This is a genomic window from Croceibacterium mercuriale, from assembly GCF_000802385.1.
Taxonomy (GTDB): domain Bacteria; phylum Pseudomonadota; class Alphaproteobacteria; order Sphingomonadales; family Sphingomonadaceae; genus Croceibacterium; species Croceibacterium mercuriale.
Map to the genome: position 1 here is coordinate 297,533 of NZ_JTDN01000001.1, position 14,302 is coordinate 311,834.

Genomic DNA, 14,302 nt, shown 5'->3' on the forward strand with positions numbered 1-14,302 from the left:
ATTGGCCTCGTGTGGGACAGTAGCAGTGTGTCTAAGTCAAGACGGAGAGTGCTTGTGCGTGCCTTGGCGTTGACAAGTGGTTAGTTTTTCGTTGCCGGAAGGTCACATGCCGTCCGCCACCCGCATTCTGGTGATCGGCGCGTCCGGCGGCCTGGGCAGCGCCCTGGCCAACCATTATGCCGCGCCCGGTGTCAGGCTGCTCCTATGGGGGCGGGACGAGGCGCGGCTGCGGGCGGTCGCCGCATCGTGCACTGCTGCCGGCGCCACGGCCGACATCCGCTCGCAAGACCTGGCCGACCTGCCCGCGGCGCTTGCGGCCCTGGCCGAGGATGATGCGGCGGAGGCGATCGGCCTGGCCGTGTTCGCCGCCGGGCTGGGCGACATCCGCGCGCCGGGCGACTTGGTGGAAGATGCCGCGCTGGTCGCCCGGCTGGCTGCCATCAACTTCACCGCACCGACCGTGCTGGCGGCGGCGCTGGCGGATCGGATGACGGCGCGCGGGTCGGGCCGAATCGTGCTGGTGGGATCGGCAGCGGCGTTTCATGCGCTGCCCTTCGCGGCGGCCTATGCCGGGACCAAGGCCGGACTGGCCCGCTTCGCCGATGCTCTGCGCCTGGCGGTGCGCGAACATGGCGTCACCGTCACGCTGGTCTCGCCCGGCTTCATCGACACGGCAGCCGGACGGCAGGTGCCCGGCCCGCGCCCGGTCCTGCTGCAGCCGGATGCGGCGGCGGCGCGCATCGCGCGGGCGGCCGAGCGGGGGGTGGCGCATGCGATCATGCCATGGCCGTTTGCGGCGCTGCGGCTGTTCGACCGCCTGTTGCCGCGCCCCTTGCGTGACCGGCTGCTGCTGTCACTGGCGCCGCCTCCACGAGGGGCGCGGGGTTCAGGCGGGTGAGCCCAGCACTTCTGCCAGCATGGCATGGTGCAGGGCGGCGGGTGTCAGGTCGGACTGACGGTTCGTGCCGGCAAGGTTCTGTCCGGCGGCGTCGATCCGCAGCATGACGTAGGGGGTATGGCGATCGCCGCCGGGTGCGGTGACTCCCGGAATGCTGGGCCGGTGATCGCCGAAGAACACCAGCAGCGCCGGCTTGCCGAGGGCAGCCAGACCGGACCGGAGCTGCGCCAGCATCGCATCGCCATGCCGGGCCAGGCGCAGGTAGCTCTGGCGCAGGTCGGGCGTTGGCCCGGTCCTGTCCGGCGCCCAGGGACCATGATTCTCGATGGTGACCGCATACAGCAGGGTCGACCCGGTCGCCGCCTGTGCCTCCGCCAGGATGGTGTCGGCCATGGCCGCATCCGTGACGTAGCGACCTTCCTCGGGCCCGGGCGGGGTAAACGCGTCCTCCCCCAGCAGCGCGTCGAACCCCCCGACAGGCATGATCCGGTCGCGCCCATAGAAGCGCAGATCGTGCGGGTGCAGGAACAGGCTGCGCCAGCCGGGCAGCCGGCGGGGCAGGGCGTAGGACCGTTCCCCGATCGCGGTCAGGAACGGGTCGTAGCGGCGGAAGCCCAGCGCATCCTCCTCCCGCCCCCACAGCACGCCATATTCGGCCCGCATCGTATAGGCGCCAAAGCCGCTGACCTGCAGCCGGCCCCACTGCCAGGCTTCGGCACGCGCCTGCTCCAGTGCGGGCAGGGCAAGCTGCGGGTCGGCGAACAGTTCGGCCGGGTCGGCGAAGCTTTCGCACTGGATGATCACGATCACCTCGGGCGCAGGCAGCACCGGCGGCAGGCGTGGGGGATCGATGCAGGGCAGCGGGTCAGGCATGCTGCGCCAGCGCAGCCAGTGCAGCAGCAGTGTCGGGGCCAGGCCATGCCGGTCGACATCCGCGACCGCGTCAGGCGTCGGCGCCAGCGCGCGGAACGGGGCCGTGCGCAAGGTCAGCCACAGCAACCCGATGCCTGCGCCACACAGCGCCAGGCCGGCGGCATGCGTGGCGGGATCGGGCACGAACAGGTGGGCGAGCGTCGCGATCAGGGCGAAGGCAGACAGCGCCGCCGCGATGCGCTGCCACACGGGCACGGCCGACCAGTAGAATTCCGGATGATTGACGATGCTGCGGATCATGGCGAAGTCGGGGAACAGCAGCGGCTCGCCCAGTACGGCGCGCTTGGCATTGGACGCGACCACCAGCACCGCCTGTACCGCCAGCACCAGGCAGGCGGCTACCAGGCCGCTGCCGCACAGCGCGAGGAACAGGCCCTGCGATGCCAGCACCATGCAGGCCAGCAGCCAGGTTCCGCCGACGCTGCGCCCGGCCAGCCCGCGGGTGATCCGCGGGCGCGGGCTGACCAGGCGGTCCAGCAGCACGGCGGCAGTCAGCAGTACTGCAATGGCCGGATCGTCATCATTCATCACGCGCACTGTATCCGTCGACCCGTCGATTGTCCCGTTCCGTGCGGGCGGGGCGCCCCATAGCGCCACTTGCGCCAACTGTCATCGTGGCACCACCACGGGCTTGCCGGTCGGGCCCGGCGCAGTTACCGCGGGTTTTCAGAACAGTCGCACGGTACGGCGTGCGGGGAGCTTATTTCTTCGATGTCAGTCACATACGGGTCCGCCAGCGAACCCGCCCCCCATGCCCCGCCTGTTCCGCAAGCCGTGCCGAACCCGCGCACGGTGCTGCTGCTGCAGGGATTGATGGGGCCGCTGTTCCGCCGGCTGGGGCAGGGCCTGATCGCGGCGGGGCACCGGGTCCACAAGGTCAACTTCAACGGCGGCGACCAGCTGTTCTGGCGCCTGCCCAACGGCATCGACTATCGCGGCACGCTGGCGGAATGGCCTGAGGTGTTCCGGGGCCTGCTGCACGACCTGACGGTAACGGATGTGGTGATGTTCGGGGATTGCCGGGACCATCACCTGCCCGCCACGCGGATCTGCCGTGAACTGGGCGTGCCGGTGCACGTGTTCGACGAAGGCTATATCCGTCCGGACTGGGTCACGCTGGAGCTTGGCGGGGTGAACGGACATTCCAGCCTGCCACGCGATCCGCAATGGTATCGCGACACCGCCGCCGCCCTGCCGCCGGTGCCGCCCCATCGGCAGGTGCCCGCATCCTTCCGCCGCCGCGCGACGGAAGGCCTGGTGTACAATGTGGCCGACGTGCTCACCCGCTGGCGCTACCCCCACTGGAACAATCACCGGCCATGGCACCCGGTGGTCGAAGGGGTCGGCTGGTACCGCAAGCTGCGCGGCCGCAAGGATCGGGAGAAGCGCAGCGCAGCCCTGCTGGCAAGGCTGCAGCAGGCCGACGAACCATACTTCGTGTTTCCGCTGCAACTGGAATCCGACGCGCAGATCCGCCTGCACTCGCCGTTTGCCGGGATGGCGCCGGCCATCCGGCTGGTGATCGAATCCTTCGCTGCCCATGCGCCGGCAGACATGCGTCTGGTGGTGAAGGAGCACCCGCTGGACAATGGCGTGCGCAACTGGGAGCAGGAGACCGCCGACATGGCCACCCTGTTCGGCGTGGCAGACCGGGTCGATTATCTGCCCTGGGGTGACATCGTGCCCATCACGCAGCGCGCGCGGGGCATGGTGACGGTGAACAGCACCAGCGGTACGTTCGGCCTGGCCAGCGGCGTGCCGGTGGCGGTGCTGGGTCATGCCGTCTATGACGTGCCAGACCTGACGTTCCAGGGCGGGCTGGACGCCTTCTGGCAGAACCCGGTGCCGCCCGACGCGGACACCTTTGCCGCCTATCGCCGCGTGCTGATCGAACGCTGCCTGATCCCGGGCGGCTTTTTCTCCGACGAGGCGTTGGACAAGGTGGTGCGCCATGCGGTGGCGCGGCTGGAAGGGCGTCCGTTGCTGCCGGAATGAGGATCCGCGTGAACTATCTGGAACATCTGCTCGCCGCGCTGGCCATCCAGACGGCGGTGGGCCTGCTGACCCGCAACTGGTGGGCGGGCGCGGCACTTGCCTCCGCCTATTTCATCGGGCGCGAGATGGCGCAGGCGGAGTACCGCTGGATCGAGCAGTTCGGGCAGGGGCGACGCGCCAACATGCCATGGTGGGGGCCGTTCGATCCGAAGGTCTGGCAGACGAAGGACCAGTTCATCGACTGGCTGGCGCCGCTGCTGGGCACCTGCCTGCTGGCGTTCCTCGTCTCCCGCAGGGGCGGCTAGAGCGCCGGGTTGTTGTAGCAGTGCCAGGTGAGGATCGCCACGGCACCACGATGGGGTTGCCAGCCTTCCGCCAGCAGGCGGGTGGCCTTCTCGTCAGGCCGGGCAGGCAGGTCCAGCAGCTTGCCGATGCCCGCCTGCACCGCCAGGTCCCCGGCCGGCCAGATGTCCGGCCGCCCTTCCGCGAACAGCAGGTAGATCTCGGCCGACCATCGCCCGATGCCCTTGATCTGCGTCAGCGCTGCGATCGCTTCCTCGTCGTCGGCGGGCAGGGCGGTCAGGTCCAGCTGTCCCTCGTTCACCAGCGTGCAGAGCGACCGGGCATAGCCCTGCTTCTGCCGCGACAGGCCGCAGCCGCGCAGCGCATCGAACTCCGCGGCCAGCAGCGCCTCGGGCGGGATCTCGGGGCCGAGCAGCGCCTCCAGCTTGGCCCACACGCTGGCGGCGGAAGCGACGCTGACCTGCTGGCCCACGATGGTGCGCAGCAAGGTGCGGTAACCCGGCTGGCTGATCCGCGGCTCCGGCATGCCGGCCCGCTCCAGCGCGCGCGCGATGCCCGGCTCCAGCGCCGCAACGGCCGTGAGGCCGGTCCTGATCTGTTCCGCGCTCAACGCCATGCCGGCCTCGCTTGCCATTGCCCGGTGGAGCCCGTAGCAGCCCGCAGGAAGCGCACCTAGTCGGAGTTGTCATGCCCACACTGATCGTCACCAGCGCGTCCGGGGATGAGCGTACCATTGCTGTCGGCGACGGGCTGACGCTGATGGAAGCCATCCGCGACAACGGCTTCGACGAATTGCTGGCATTGTGCGGGGGCTGCTGCTCCTGCGCGACCTGCCATGTCCATATCGAGCCCGACTTCCTGCCGCTGCTGCCCCCGATGTCACGCGACGAGGACGACCTGCTCGACTCCAGCGACACCCGGGATGCCACATCGCGCCTGTCGTGCCAGATCCCGCTGACCGAGGAGATGGACGGCCTGCGCGTGCGGATCGCCGAGATAGACTAGCTGCCGGGCCGTCAAACAGTGCTTGGCTTGCGCCCGTGCCGTGCGGGCCTTACCTGCTAGGGCATGATGGCACCTGCGGCGCGTCCGGACACGCTCGACCTCATCGGCAACACCCCGCTCGTCAGACTGCGTGGCCCAAGCGAGGCTGCAGGATGCGAGATCTGGGGCAAATGCGAATGGGCCAACCCCGGCGCCTCGGTCAAGGATCGGGCAGCGCTGTGGATCGTGCGCGATGCGGAGGCACGCGGCGTCCTGCAGCCGGGCGGCACCATCGTGGAAGGCACGGCCGGCAACACCGGCATCGGCCTGGCGCTGGTCGCCAATGCGCTGGGTTACCGTACGATCATCGTCATGCCGGAAACGCAGAGCCGGGAGAAGATGGACACGCTGCGCGCCCTCGGGGCGGAGCTGGTGACGGTGCCGGCGGCGCCGTACAACAATCCCGGCCATTTCGTGCATACCAGTCGCCGCCTGGCGGAAGACACGCCCGGGGCGATCTGGGCCAACCAGTTCGACAATGTCGCCAATCGCCGCGCCCATATCGAAAGCACCGCGCCAGAGATCTGGCGGCAGATGGACGGGCGGCTCGACGGGTTTACCTGCGCGGTCGGTACCGGTGGGACACTGGCCGGTGTCGGCCTCGGCCTGAAGGAGCAGGACGAGCGCATCGTCATCGCGCTGAGCGATCCGCACGGTGCCGCGCTCTACGATTTCTATGAACATGGCGAACTGCGGTCCGAGGGCAGTTCTGTGGCCGAGGGGATCGGGCAGGGCCGCATCACCGCCAACCTGGAAGGAGCGCCGGTCGACCGGCAGTTCCGCATCGCCGACGAGGAAGGCCTGGATTGGGTCGCCCGGCTGCTGCGCGAGGAAGGCATGTGCCTGGGCCTGTCGAGCGGCATCAATGTCGCGGGTGCCGTGGCCCTGGGCCGGCAGCTGGCAGCGGAGCGCGGGCCCGAAGCACGCGTGGTGACCATCCTGTGCGATACCGGCTTCCGCTATCTGTCGACGCTCTACAATCGTGAATGGCTGGTCGGCAAAGGCCTGCCGCCGTTCGGATGGCTGGCATGACGGACGGCAAACCGGACAGGAGCGCGAGTCGCGGGCCGGTGCTGCCCTTCACCGGCAAGCGGCAGGCGACGCAACGCGTGCAGGTCGGCCTGATCGGGCTGGCGGCGATGATCCTGCTGGTCGGGCTTGCCAGCATCATCATGCGCAATGCCCAGCAGAACCAGGCGCTGGTGGTGCCGGAGGCGGCACCGACTGTGGCGGTGACGCCGCCCCGGGCGCCGGCCAGCGATCCGCTGGCCGATGCCGGCGTGGTGCCGGACATGTCGACCGACAGCGCCGCGGCTGCCCCGTCCGGAGGTGCCGGTGCGCCGTCGCCGGCGCCCTGAGGCGCTGCTCGCCGCATTGCTGCTGCTGACCGGCGCCCCCGCGCTCGCTGCTCAGGACGTCTCCCGCCCGGATGTGGCCGCACCCGCCACGCCAGACCAGCCGCAGCTGGCACTGTTCGGCACCATCCCGATCTATTGGGGGGAGGGTGACGGCATGGAGGATGTGCTGGCCGGCACCGCCACCGCGCACTGGGCGCGGGCCTTGCTGGAACAGCACCTTGCGCTGCATCCGCTTGCCACCCTGCTGGCGGAGGATCTTGCCGGCCATCATGCCCTGCTGATCGCGCAGCCCCGCGTGCTGAATCCGGCGGAGAATGTTGCGCTGGACCAGTGGGTGCGGGCCGGCGGGCGCGTGCTGCTGTTCGCCGACCCGCTGCTCAGTGCCGAATCACGTTACCCGCTGGGTGATCGGCGGCGCCCGCAGGATGTGGTGCTGTTGTCGCCATTGCTGCGCCACTGGGGCCTCGACCTGCGCTTTGACGCCGATCAGGCGCCCGTTCGGCAGGTGCGGGAAATTGCGGGAATACTGCTGCCACACCAGGTTTCAGGCACCTTTGCGACACTGCCTGAAAGCACAGGCTGTGTGCTACAAGGCGCTGAAATCCTTGCGGATTGCGTGGTCGGGGAAGGGCATGTGGTCATCCTCGCCGATGCGGCTGTGCTGGACCTCTACCACCCGCCTGCCGGAGCCGAGGAGGCGCTGTTGGCATTGGTGCAAAGGGCGCTCGCTCCCACCGGCAGTATCAAGCAGAACAATGACTTGGCTGACCCACCCGATTTACAACCTGTGGACAAGGCTGTGCATAACAATCCGTAGTGGGACGTACTGCCCCTAACTTCCCGCAATTTCCCCTTCCTTCCCGCCTCAGCCCGCTATATACGCTTGGCCTATCGGGCACACATTCATCGTGCATCTCGCAGGGCGGGGTGGCCGGCCGCGCAACAGCGTGCGTGCCGGGCGGAGAAGGTGTGTGGCGACGGGTTTAACTTGGGGGGCAGGATCGTGGTTGGGGTGCCGGCCGGGTATAGCGGGCAAGGCTTTTCGCTTCGGGGCGAGAAGGGCCGGCTCGTCCTGCCGCCGGACTTCCGCAAGGCCTTCGCCGATGCCGGCGACGAACGCATCCTCTGCCTCACCAAACATGAACGCTGGAACTGCCTGATGGGTTTCGGCCTGTCGCGCACGGCATCCTTCGAGGAGCAGCTGCAGCGCGAGGAAGATCGCGCCGCCCGTACCAACCAAGAATTTGACTACGACATGCGTGCGCAGCAATTGTGGGGCTTCACGAAGCTGCCCTTCGATGCCAGCGGCCGCTTTGTCCTGCCCGATCATCTGGCCGAACTCGGCCGGCTGGGCGAGGCGGTCTACTTCAATGGCGCCGGCAGCTACTTCACGCTGTGGAGCCCCGAAGAACTCCATGCCATGCCCAAGGGGTTCGAGACCGCGCAGGCCAATTGCCGGCAGCTCGAAACCGAAGCGAAGGGGAAGCGCAAGTGAGCGTTCCCGAGGCGGTCGCCCCCCACATTCCTGTCCTGCTGACCGAGGTGATCGAGGTTCTGGCGCCCGGGCCGGGCGACCTGATGGTCGACGCGACCTTCGGCGCGGGCGGCTACACCCGTGCGCTGCTGGATGCCGGTGCGACAGTTCACGCCTTCGATCGGGACCCCGATGCCATCGCGGCCGGGGATAAGTGGCCCGAATGCTCCGAAAATCCGCCACGCCTGGTTCTCCATCCGCGTCGTTTCTCCGAGATGGTTACCGCGCTCGAGCAGGCGGGAATCGGTCGGGTGGACGGGGTGGTGATGGATATCGGGGTGTCGTCCATGCAGCTGGATCAGCCGGAGCGCGGGTTCGCCTTCAGCCATGACGGCCCGCTGGACATGACCATGAGCCGTAGCCGCCCCAATGCGGCCGACTTCCTGAACGAGGCGGGGGAAGAGGCGATCGCGGACGTACTGTACCAGTATGGCGAGGAACGGCAGAGCCGCCGCGTGGCGCGCGCGATCGTCGCCGCACGGCCGCTTGCCACCACCGGTCAGCTGGCGGAGGTGATCCGCCGCGCGCTGGGCTATCGCCCGCACAGCAACAAGGGGCCGGCGCCCAAGGATCCCGCCACGCGCAGCTTCCAGGCGATCCGCATCCATGTGAATGGCGAGCTGGACGAGCTGGAGGCCGGCCTCGCCGGTGCAGAGACGCTGCTGGGTGAAGGCGGGCGGCTGGCCGTGGTCAGCTTCCACAGCCTGGAAGACCGCATGGTCAAGCACTTCCTGCGCGATGCGGCCGGCGCCACGGCCCGCGCCAGCCGCCACCTGCCCGATGCGCCCGATGGCGCACAGCCGACCTTTACCGGCGTCACCCGTGCGATCCGCGCGGGCGAGGCCGAGCTTGCCCGCAACCCGCGCTCCCGGTCCGCCACCCTGCGCGCCGCAACCCGCACAACCGCACCCGCCAGGGAGGCCGCATGACGCCCCACATCCGCATCCGTCTGGGCTGGATCGTCCTGCTGGCGATCGCCTGCGGGCTGTACCTGGCCCTGCACCTGCAGGTGCAGGCGGTGACGAGCGAGATCGTCCGGGCGGAACGGCGCATCGTGGCGCTGGAACAGCGCAAGCTGCTGCTGGCGACCGAGTTCGAGACCCGCGCAAGCCAGCTCCAGCTCGCCGCCTGGAACCGGGTGGACTTCGGCTACACCGCGCCGGCCGCGCCGCAGTTCCTGAACAGCGAGCGGCAGCTGGCGGCGTTCAGCCTGCCGCCCGCGATCGGCACGCCGTCACCCATCCGCCTGGCCAGCGCCGTGGCGGAAGGTGGCAATCCACGCCTTGCCGCAATGGTCCAGCCGGCGGCAGCAAACCAGCCCGCGCAGACGATCGTGCTGGCATCCGCCGACGATGGCGCCGGGCAGCAGCTGGCGGCGCAGAGTGCGCGCATCCATCTGGCGGCACTGGCCGGGGGCGGGGTTGAATGACAGCAGTCGCGGCGGCTTCCCGCTTCGTCGCGCCACGCTTCGTATCCGCCGGGCAGGCTGCCCAGGTGGCCGGCGCCGCGGCGCGCCAGCCTGTTCCCAGCGCCCCCATCCCGTTCCCGCTGCCGGCACCCGCCTCGCGGGGCGCCGGCGAAACGCGCATCGCGCTGATCGATCGCCGCCGCAACCTGCTGTTCACCGCCAAGGCGCGTATTCTGTGGCTGGGCCTCGCCTTCCTGGCGATCGCGGTCGTCGCGGTCATGCGGCTCGCCTGGCTGGGCGTGGTGCAGCCCGCGACCACCGAACAGTCCATGGCGCAGGCGCTGCTGCCGCCCCGGGCGGAACTGACCGACCGCAACGGCGTGGTGCTGGCCCGCGCCTTCCCCGCCTATGCGCTGTGGTTCAACCCGCAGGCGCTGGAAGATAGCGGCCCGCCACTGGTGAAGAGCGCACCGGCGGTCGCGCGCGCGCTGGTGGCGATCTTCCCCGACATGAACGAGACGGCGCTGACCCGCGCGCTGCTCAGCGGCAAGCCGCAATATCTGCGCCGGCGCGTGCTGCCCGAAGATGCCAACCGCGTGCTCGACATCGGCGAACTGGCGCTGGAACTGCCGCGCGAGGCGGACCGTCATTATCCGCAAGGCACGCTGGCGGCGCATGTGCTCGGCTATGTGAAGGATGGCGAAGGGCATGTCGGGATGGAGGACGCGCTGCAGGCGCGCCTGTCCGATCCGGCCCTGCGCGACCAGCCGGTCGCCCTGTCGATCGATGCTCGCGTGCAGGGCGCGCTGGAGGACGAGCTGAGCCGCGGCATGCGGCTGGTGGACGCGGTCGGCGGCGCCGGCATCGTGCTGGACGTCGACACGGGCGAGGTGATGGCCATGGCCAGCCTGCCGGCCTTCGACCCGAACCACATGGATCAGGCGGCGCAGGCCATGGTCTTCAACAAGGTCACCAACCAGGTGTACGAGCTGGGCTCCACCTTCAAGCCGCTGACCGTGGCGGCGGCGATCGATGCCGGCGTCATCACCGACATCTCGCGCCGCTGGCAGGCGGCCCGCCCGCTGCAGATGGGCCGCTTCCGCATCCGCGACAGCCACTTCATCGGCGCCTCGCTGAATGCGCCGGAGGCGCTGATGCATTCGTCCAACATCGTCACCGCGCAGATCGCGGACGAGCTGGGGCCGGCACGGATGAAGGACGCGATGGCCCGGCTGGGCTTCAACGCACGCCCGCAGATCGAACTGCCTGCACGCGGCTTCCCCATCTGGCCGTCGGGCGAGTGGCCGCGGCTGAGGGCGATGACCGTCGCCTATGGCCACGGCGTGGCGGTGACCCCGCTGCATCTGGCAGCTGCCTACGCCACCATGGTCAATGGCGGGATCTGGCGCCCGGCGACGCTGATGAAGCTGGCACCGGGGCAGGCGCCCAAGGGCCGGCGCGTGTTCCAGGAGGCGACCAGCGCCCGCATGAACCAGATGTTGCGGCTGATCTCCACCCGCGGCACCGGCCGCAAGGGCGACGCGCCGGGCTTCCGCATCGGCGGCAAGACGGGCAGCGCGGAGAAGCCTGGTGCCGGTGGGTACCGCCGCACCACGCTGGTGGCGACCTTCGCCGCCGCCTTCCCGATGGACAATCCCCGCTATGTGGTGATCGCCATGCTGGACGAGCCCAAGGGCACCGCAGCCAGTTCCTTCCAGCGGACCGCCGCGTGGAATGCGGCGCCGATCGTGGGCCGGCTGGTTCCGCGCATCGGGCCGATGCTGGGCGTGATGCCGGACGACAATCGCGAGGTGGACCTGTCCGACCTCAACCCGCTGATCCACGGCGGCAAGGAGTGAGGCTGGACAGCCTTGCCGCTGCCGCCGGCCTGGCGCTGCCCGGCGATGCGGGCGAGCTGGCAGGGCGCACGGTCACGGGTTTCGCCATCGACCATCGCAAGGTGACGCCCGGCTGCGTGTTCGGCGCGTTCGCCGGGCAGACGGTCAATGGCGAGGATTATATCGCCCCTGCCGTCGCCGCAGGGGCGATCGCCATTGTCGCCCGGCCCGGCGTGTCCGCCGACGGCGCAGTCCTGGTGGCCGCGGCGGAGCCACGGCGGGCGTTCGCGGAGATGGCGGCCGGCTTCTACCAGCCGATCCCGTCCACGCTGGTCGCGGTGACCGGCACGAACGGCAAGACATCGACGGTGGAGATGATCCGGCAGCTGTGGCGCATCGCCGGCGAGCGGGCCGCCTCCATCGGCACGCTGGGTGTGACCACGCCGGACGAAAGCGTGACCACCGGTCTGACGACGCCCGACATCGTCACCTTCCTGGCGAACCTGACCGGCCTGGCACGCGAAGGCGTGACGCATGTCGCGTTCGAGGCGTCGAGCCATGGCCTGTCGCAGTTCCGCAGCGAAGGCGTGGCCGTAGCCGCCGCAGCCTTCACCAATCTCAGCCGCGACCATCTCGACTACCATGCCGACATGGAGGATTACTTCGCCGCCAAGATGCGCCTGTTCGGCGAGGTCGTGGCGGATGGCGGTGCCGCGGTGGTGTGGGCGGACGATCCCTGGTCCACCCGGGCAGCGGAAGTGGCACGGGGCCGGGGCCTGCGGGTGCTGACGGTGGGCGAAGGCGGAGAGTTCCTGCGGCTGGTCGGCCGCGAACCCGGCCTGTTGGGCCAGCGGCTGCAGCTGGAGATCGACGGCGCGCGCCATTTCGTCACCCTGCCGCTGATCGGCGCCTATCAGGCGGCAAACGCGCTGGTGGCGGCGGCGCTGGTACTGGCGACCGGCGGCGCGGTGCCGGCCACGCTGGACGCACTTGCCCGCTTGCAGCCGGTACGCGGCCGGCTGGAACGCGCCGCGATCCTGGCTAACGGAGTCCCGGCCTATGTCGATTATGCGCACACGCCGGACGCGCTCGGTTCTGCCATCGCGGCATTGCGGCCGCATACGAGCGGGCGGCTGATCATCGTGTTCGGTGCCGGCGGGGATCGCGATGCTGGCAAGCGGCCGGACATGGGCGCGGTTGCCGCTGCCGGCGCCGATCTGGTGATCGTGACCGACGACAATCCGCGCGGGGAAGACCCGGCCGCGATCCGCCGCGCCGTACTGGCGGGAGCACCCGGCGCGCGCGAGATCGGCGACCGGCGCGACGCGATCCGCGCCGCACTGGCGGAGGCGCGTGCGGGCGATCTGGTGCTGGTGGCGGGCAAGGGGCACGAACAGGGGCAGATCATCGGCCGCGGTGCCGACGCCCGCGTGCTGCCATTCGACGATGTGACCGTGGTGCGCGATTGTGCCGCCAGCCTGACGGAGTGCAACGCATGAACGCTGTCGCCCAGACCTCCCGCGGGTCCCTGCGCTGGCCCGCCGCCCCCCGGCCACCCGTGCCGCTATCGCTGTGGACCGCGCAGGCGATCGCCGTTGCGACCGGCGGGCAGGCCAGCGGTGCGTTCCAGGTTTCCGGCGTGGAGATCGACTCGCGCGATGTGCGCAGCGGTGACCTGTTCGTGGCACTGGCGGGCGAGACCACCGATGGTCACGCCTTTCTGGCCAAGGCGTTTGCCAATGGCGCTGCCGCCGCCCTGGTGGACCGCCCCGTTCCCTACCCGCATGTGCTGGTCGCCGACACCTTTGCCGCGTTGCAGGCGCTGGCGGCAACGGCCCGCGGGCGGGTGCCGAAGGCGCGGATCGTCGGCGTCACCGGATCGGTCGGCAAGACCGGCGTGAAGGAGGCGATCTTCGCCACGCTGCAGCGCCACGCCGCCGGTCACGCGCATCGCTCCATCCGGTCCTACAACAACCATGTCGGCGTGCCGCTCAGCCTGGCGCGGATGCCCGCCGCCAGCCGCTACGGCGTGTTCGAGATGGGCATGAACCATGCGGGCGAGATCGCCGGGCTGACCGCGCAGGTCCGCCCCCATGTCGCGGTGATCACCACCGTCGCGCCCGCGCATATCGAGAACCTGGGCAGCATGGCGGCGATCGCCGACGCCAAGGCGGAGATCTTCGCCGGGCTCGCGCCGGGCGGCACTGCGGTGATCCCGGCCGACAGCCCGCATTTCGAACAGCTGCGCGATGCCGCGCTGGCGGCCAGTGCGCGCATCCTGTCCTTCGGCAGCGCAGCCCATGCCGACATGCAGCTGGTGGATGCGATCCCGGCGGCCAATGGCGGATCGCTGGTCACGGCGCGGCTGGGCGACCGGCACCTGTGCTACAATGTGGCGCATCCGGGCGAGCACTGGGTCGCCAATTCGCTGTGCGTGATGGCCGCGGTGCATGCCGCCGGGGCCGATCTGGGTGCGGCGGGGCTGGCGCTGGCGGAGATGGGCGGGCTGAAGGGCCGCGGCGCGCGGTTGCGCGTGCCGGTGCCGGGCGGCCATGCATTGTTCATCGACGAAAGCTACAACGCCAACCCGGCCTCCATGCGCGCTACCCTGGCGCAACTGGGGCAGACGCCGGCGACGCGGCGGATCGCCGTGCTGGGATCGATGAAGGAGCTGGGCGAGTTCGCACCGTCCTTCCATGCGCAGCTGGCCGATCCGCTGGCCGCGGCCGGGGTCGACCATGCGGTGCTGGTCGGGCCGGAGATGACGGCTTTGGCGGGTGAGTTGGGGAAAGCGGTTCGGCGCGCGCTTGGCAAGCCGGCCGGTTTTGTCCATTGCACAGGATCGGGCGAGGCCATCGCGGCGCTGGAGGACTGGGGCCTGACCGCCGGCGACGTCGTGCTGGTGAAGGGCTCCAATTCCATCGGGCTGGGGCAGGTGATTGCCCATTTCGCCCAGAAAACCGCTGATTGACACGGTCGGGCTCCCTTATG

General features: G+C 69.8%; 15 protein-coding genes. 13 read left to right on the forward strand and 2 right to left on the reverse strand.

Annotated features, from left to right (window positions below; genetic code table 11):
- Positions 1–106: 106 nt before the first annotated feature.
- On the forward strand, positions 107–898 hold the full coding sequence (locus tag PK98_RS01425; RefSeq protein ID WP_039093736.1) for an SDR family NAD(P)-dependent oxidoreductase: 792 nt from the start codon (positions 107–109) through the stop codon (positions 896–898).
- On the opposite strand, the gene PK98_RS01430 is transcribed toward PK98_RS01425, so the two are convergent.
- Complete coding sequence (locus PK98_RS01430) at positions 887–2,359, reverse strand: LTA synthase family protein (RefSeq protein ID WP_039093737.1); 1,473 nt, start codon at positions 2,357–2,359, stop codon at positions 887–889. The genes PK98_RS01425 and PK98_RS01430 overlap by 12 nt on opposite strands.
- 183 nt (positions 2,360–2,542) lie before the next feature.
- Here PK98_RS01430 and PK98_RS01435 point away from each other — a divergent pair, with 183 nt between their 5' ends.
- Together PK98_RS01435 and PK98_RS01440 are read left to right on the forward strand one after the other, a co-directional pair.
- Positions 2,543–3,826, forward strand: a complete 1,284-nt coding sequence (locus tag PK98_RS01435; protein WP_081995986.1) for a capsule biosynthesis protein — start codon at positions 2,543–2,545, stop codon at positions 3,824–3,826.
- Between the two features lie 8 nt (positions 3,827–3,834).
- The gene (locus tag PK98_RS01440) at positions 3,835–4,131 is read left to right on the forward strand and encodes a hypothetical protein (RefSeq protein WP_081996126.1); all 297 of its coding nucleotides are present in this window, start codon (positions 3,835–3,837) and stop codon (positions 4,129–4,131) included.
- On the opposite strand, the gene PK98_RS01445 is transcribed toward PK98_RS01440, so the two are convergent.
- Entirely contained in the window at positions 4,128–4,745 is a 618-nt protein-coding gene (locus PK98_RS01445; RefSeq protein WP_039096088.1) for a DNA-3-methyladenine glycosylase family protein, read from the reverse strand. The two genes, PK98_RS01440 and PK98_RS01445, sit on opposite strands and share 4 nt — an antisense overlap.
- Before the next feature lie 71 nt (positions 4,746–4,816).
- Here PK98_RS01445 and PK98_RS01450 point away from each other — a divergent pair, with 71 nt between their 5' ends.
- The 10 genes from PK98_RS01450 to PK98_RS01495 all read left to right on the forward strand — a co-directional run bounded on the left by PK98_RS01450 (position 4,817) and on the right by PK98_RS01495 (position 14,282).
- Positions 4,817–5,134, forward strand: coding sequence for a 2Fe-2S iron-sulfur cluster-binding protein (locus PK98_RS01450; RefSeq protein WP_039093740.1), 318 nt, complete (start codon positions 4,817–4,819; stop codon positions 5,132–5,134).
- A 63-nt stretch (positions 5,135–5,197) separates the two neighbouring features.
- Positions 5,198–6,205, forward strand: a complete 1,008-nt coding sequence (locus tag PK98_RS01455; protein ID WP_039093742.1) for a cysteine synthase A — start codon at positions 5,198–5,200, stop codon at positions 6,203–6,205.
- On the forward strand, positions 6,202–6,531 hold the full coding sequence (locus tag PK98_RS01460) for a hypothetical protein (protein WP_152608503.1): 330 nt from the start codon (positions 6,202–6,204) through the stop codon (positions 6,529–6,531). The genes PK98_RS01455 and PK98_RS01460 overlap by 4 nt, the downstream gene beginning before the upstream one ends.
- On the forward strand, positions 6,509–7,348 hold the full coding sequence (locus PK98_RS15860) for a motility-associated ABC transporter substrate-binding family protein (RefSeq protein ID WP_152608504.1): 840 nt from the start codon (positions 6,509–6,511) through the stop codon (positions 7,346–7,348). Before PK98_RS01460 ends, PK98_RS15860 begins: the two co-directional genes overlap by 23 nt.
- 66 nt (positions 7,349–7,414) lie before the next feature.
- Positions 7,415–8,026 (forward strand): division/cell wall cluster transcriptional repressor MraZ, encoded by a 612-nt coding sequence (locus PK98_RS01470; RefSeq protein WP_235425359.1) that lies wholly within the window; start codon positions 7,415–7,417, stop codon positions 8,024–8,026.
- Entirely contained in the window at positions 8,023–8,994 is a 972-nt protein-coding gene (rsmH, locus tag PK98_RS01475; RefSeq protein WP_039093747.1) for a 16S rRNA (cytosine(1402)-N(4))-methyltransferase RsmH, read from the forward strand. The genes PK98_RS01470 and rsmH overlap by 4 nt, the downstream gene beginning before the upstream one ends.
- The gene (locus PK98_RS01480) at positions 8,991–9,494 is read left to right on the forward strand and encodes a hypothetical protein (RefSeq protein WP_039093749.1); all 504 of its coding nucleotides are present in this window, start codon (positions 8,991–8,993) and stop codon (positions 9,492–9,494) included. Before rsmH ends, PK98_RS01480 begins: the two co-directional genes overlap by 4 nt.
- Positions 9,491–11,332 (forward strand): peptidoglycan D,D-transpeptidase FtsI family protein, encoded by a 1,842-nt coding sequence (locus PK98_RS01485; protein ID WP_081995987.1) that lies wholly within the window; start codon positions 9,491–9,493, stop codon positions 11,330–11,332. Before PK98_RS01480 ends, PK98_RS01485 begins: the two co-directional genes overlap by 4 nt.
- Positions 11,329–12,810: a UDP-N-acetylmuramoyl-L-alanyl-D-glutamate--2,6-diaminopimelate ligase gene (locus tag PK98_RS01490; protein WP_039093752.1), complete on the forward strand. Its 1,482-nt coding sequence runs from the start codon at positions 11,329–11,331 to the stop codon at positions 12,808–12,810. Before PK98_RS01485 ends, PK98_RS01490 begins: the two co-directional genes overlap by 4 nt.
- On the forward strand, positions 12,807–14,282 hold the full coding sequence (locus PK98_RS01495) for a UDP-N-acetylmuramoyl-tripeptide--D-alanyl-D-alanine ligase (protein ID WP_039093754.1): 1,476 nt from the start codon (positions 12,807–12,809) through the stop codon (positions 14,280–14,282). Before PK98_RS01490 ends, PK98_RS01495 begins: the two co-directional genes overlap by 4 nt.
- Positions 14,283–14,302 lie beyond the last annotated feature (20 nt).

Coding starts and splice junctions, on each gene's coding strand:
- PK98_RS01460 (WP_152608503.1), top strand. CDS start 6,202: ATGACGGACGGCAAACCGGACAGGAGCGCGAGTCGCGGGCCGGTGCTG.
- PK98_RS01425 (WP_039093736.1), top strand. CDS start 107: ATGCCGTCCGCCACCCGCATTCTGGTGATCGGCGCGTCCGGCGGCCTG.
- PK98_RS01430 (WP_039093737.1), bottom strand. CDS start 2,359: ATGAATGATGACGATCCGGCCATTGCAGTACTGCTGACTGCCGCCGTG.
- PK98_RS01485 (WP_081995987.1), top strand. CDS start 9,491: ATGACAGCAGTCGCGGCGGCTTCCCGCTTCGTCGCGCCACGCTTCGTA.
- PK98_RS01495 (WP_039093754.1), top strand. CDS start 12,807: ATGAACGCTGTCGCCCAGACCTCCCGCGGGTCCCTGCGCTGGCCCGCC.
- PK98_RS01480 (WP_039093749.1), top strand. CDS start 8,991: ATGACGCCCCACATCCGCATCCGTCTGGGCTGGATCGTCCTGCTGGCG.
- PK98_RS01450 (WP_039093740.1), top strand. CDS start 4,817: ATGCCCACACTGATCGTCACCAGCGCGTCCGGGGATGAGCGTACCATT.
- PK98_RS01445 (WP_039096088.1), bottom strand. CDS start 4,745: ATGGCGTTGAGCGCGGAACAGATCAGGACCGGCCTCACGGCCGTTGCG.
- PK98_RS01435 (WP_081995986.1), top strand. CDS start 2,543: ATGTCAGTCACATACGGGTCCGCCAGCGAACCCGCCCCCCATGCCCCG.
- PK98_RS01455 (WP_039093742.1), top strand. CDS start 5,198: ATGATGGCACCTGCGGCGCGTCCGGACACGCTCGACCTCATCGGCAAC.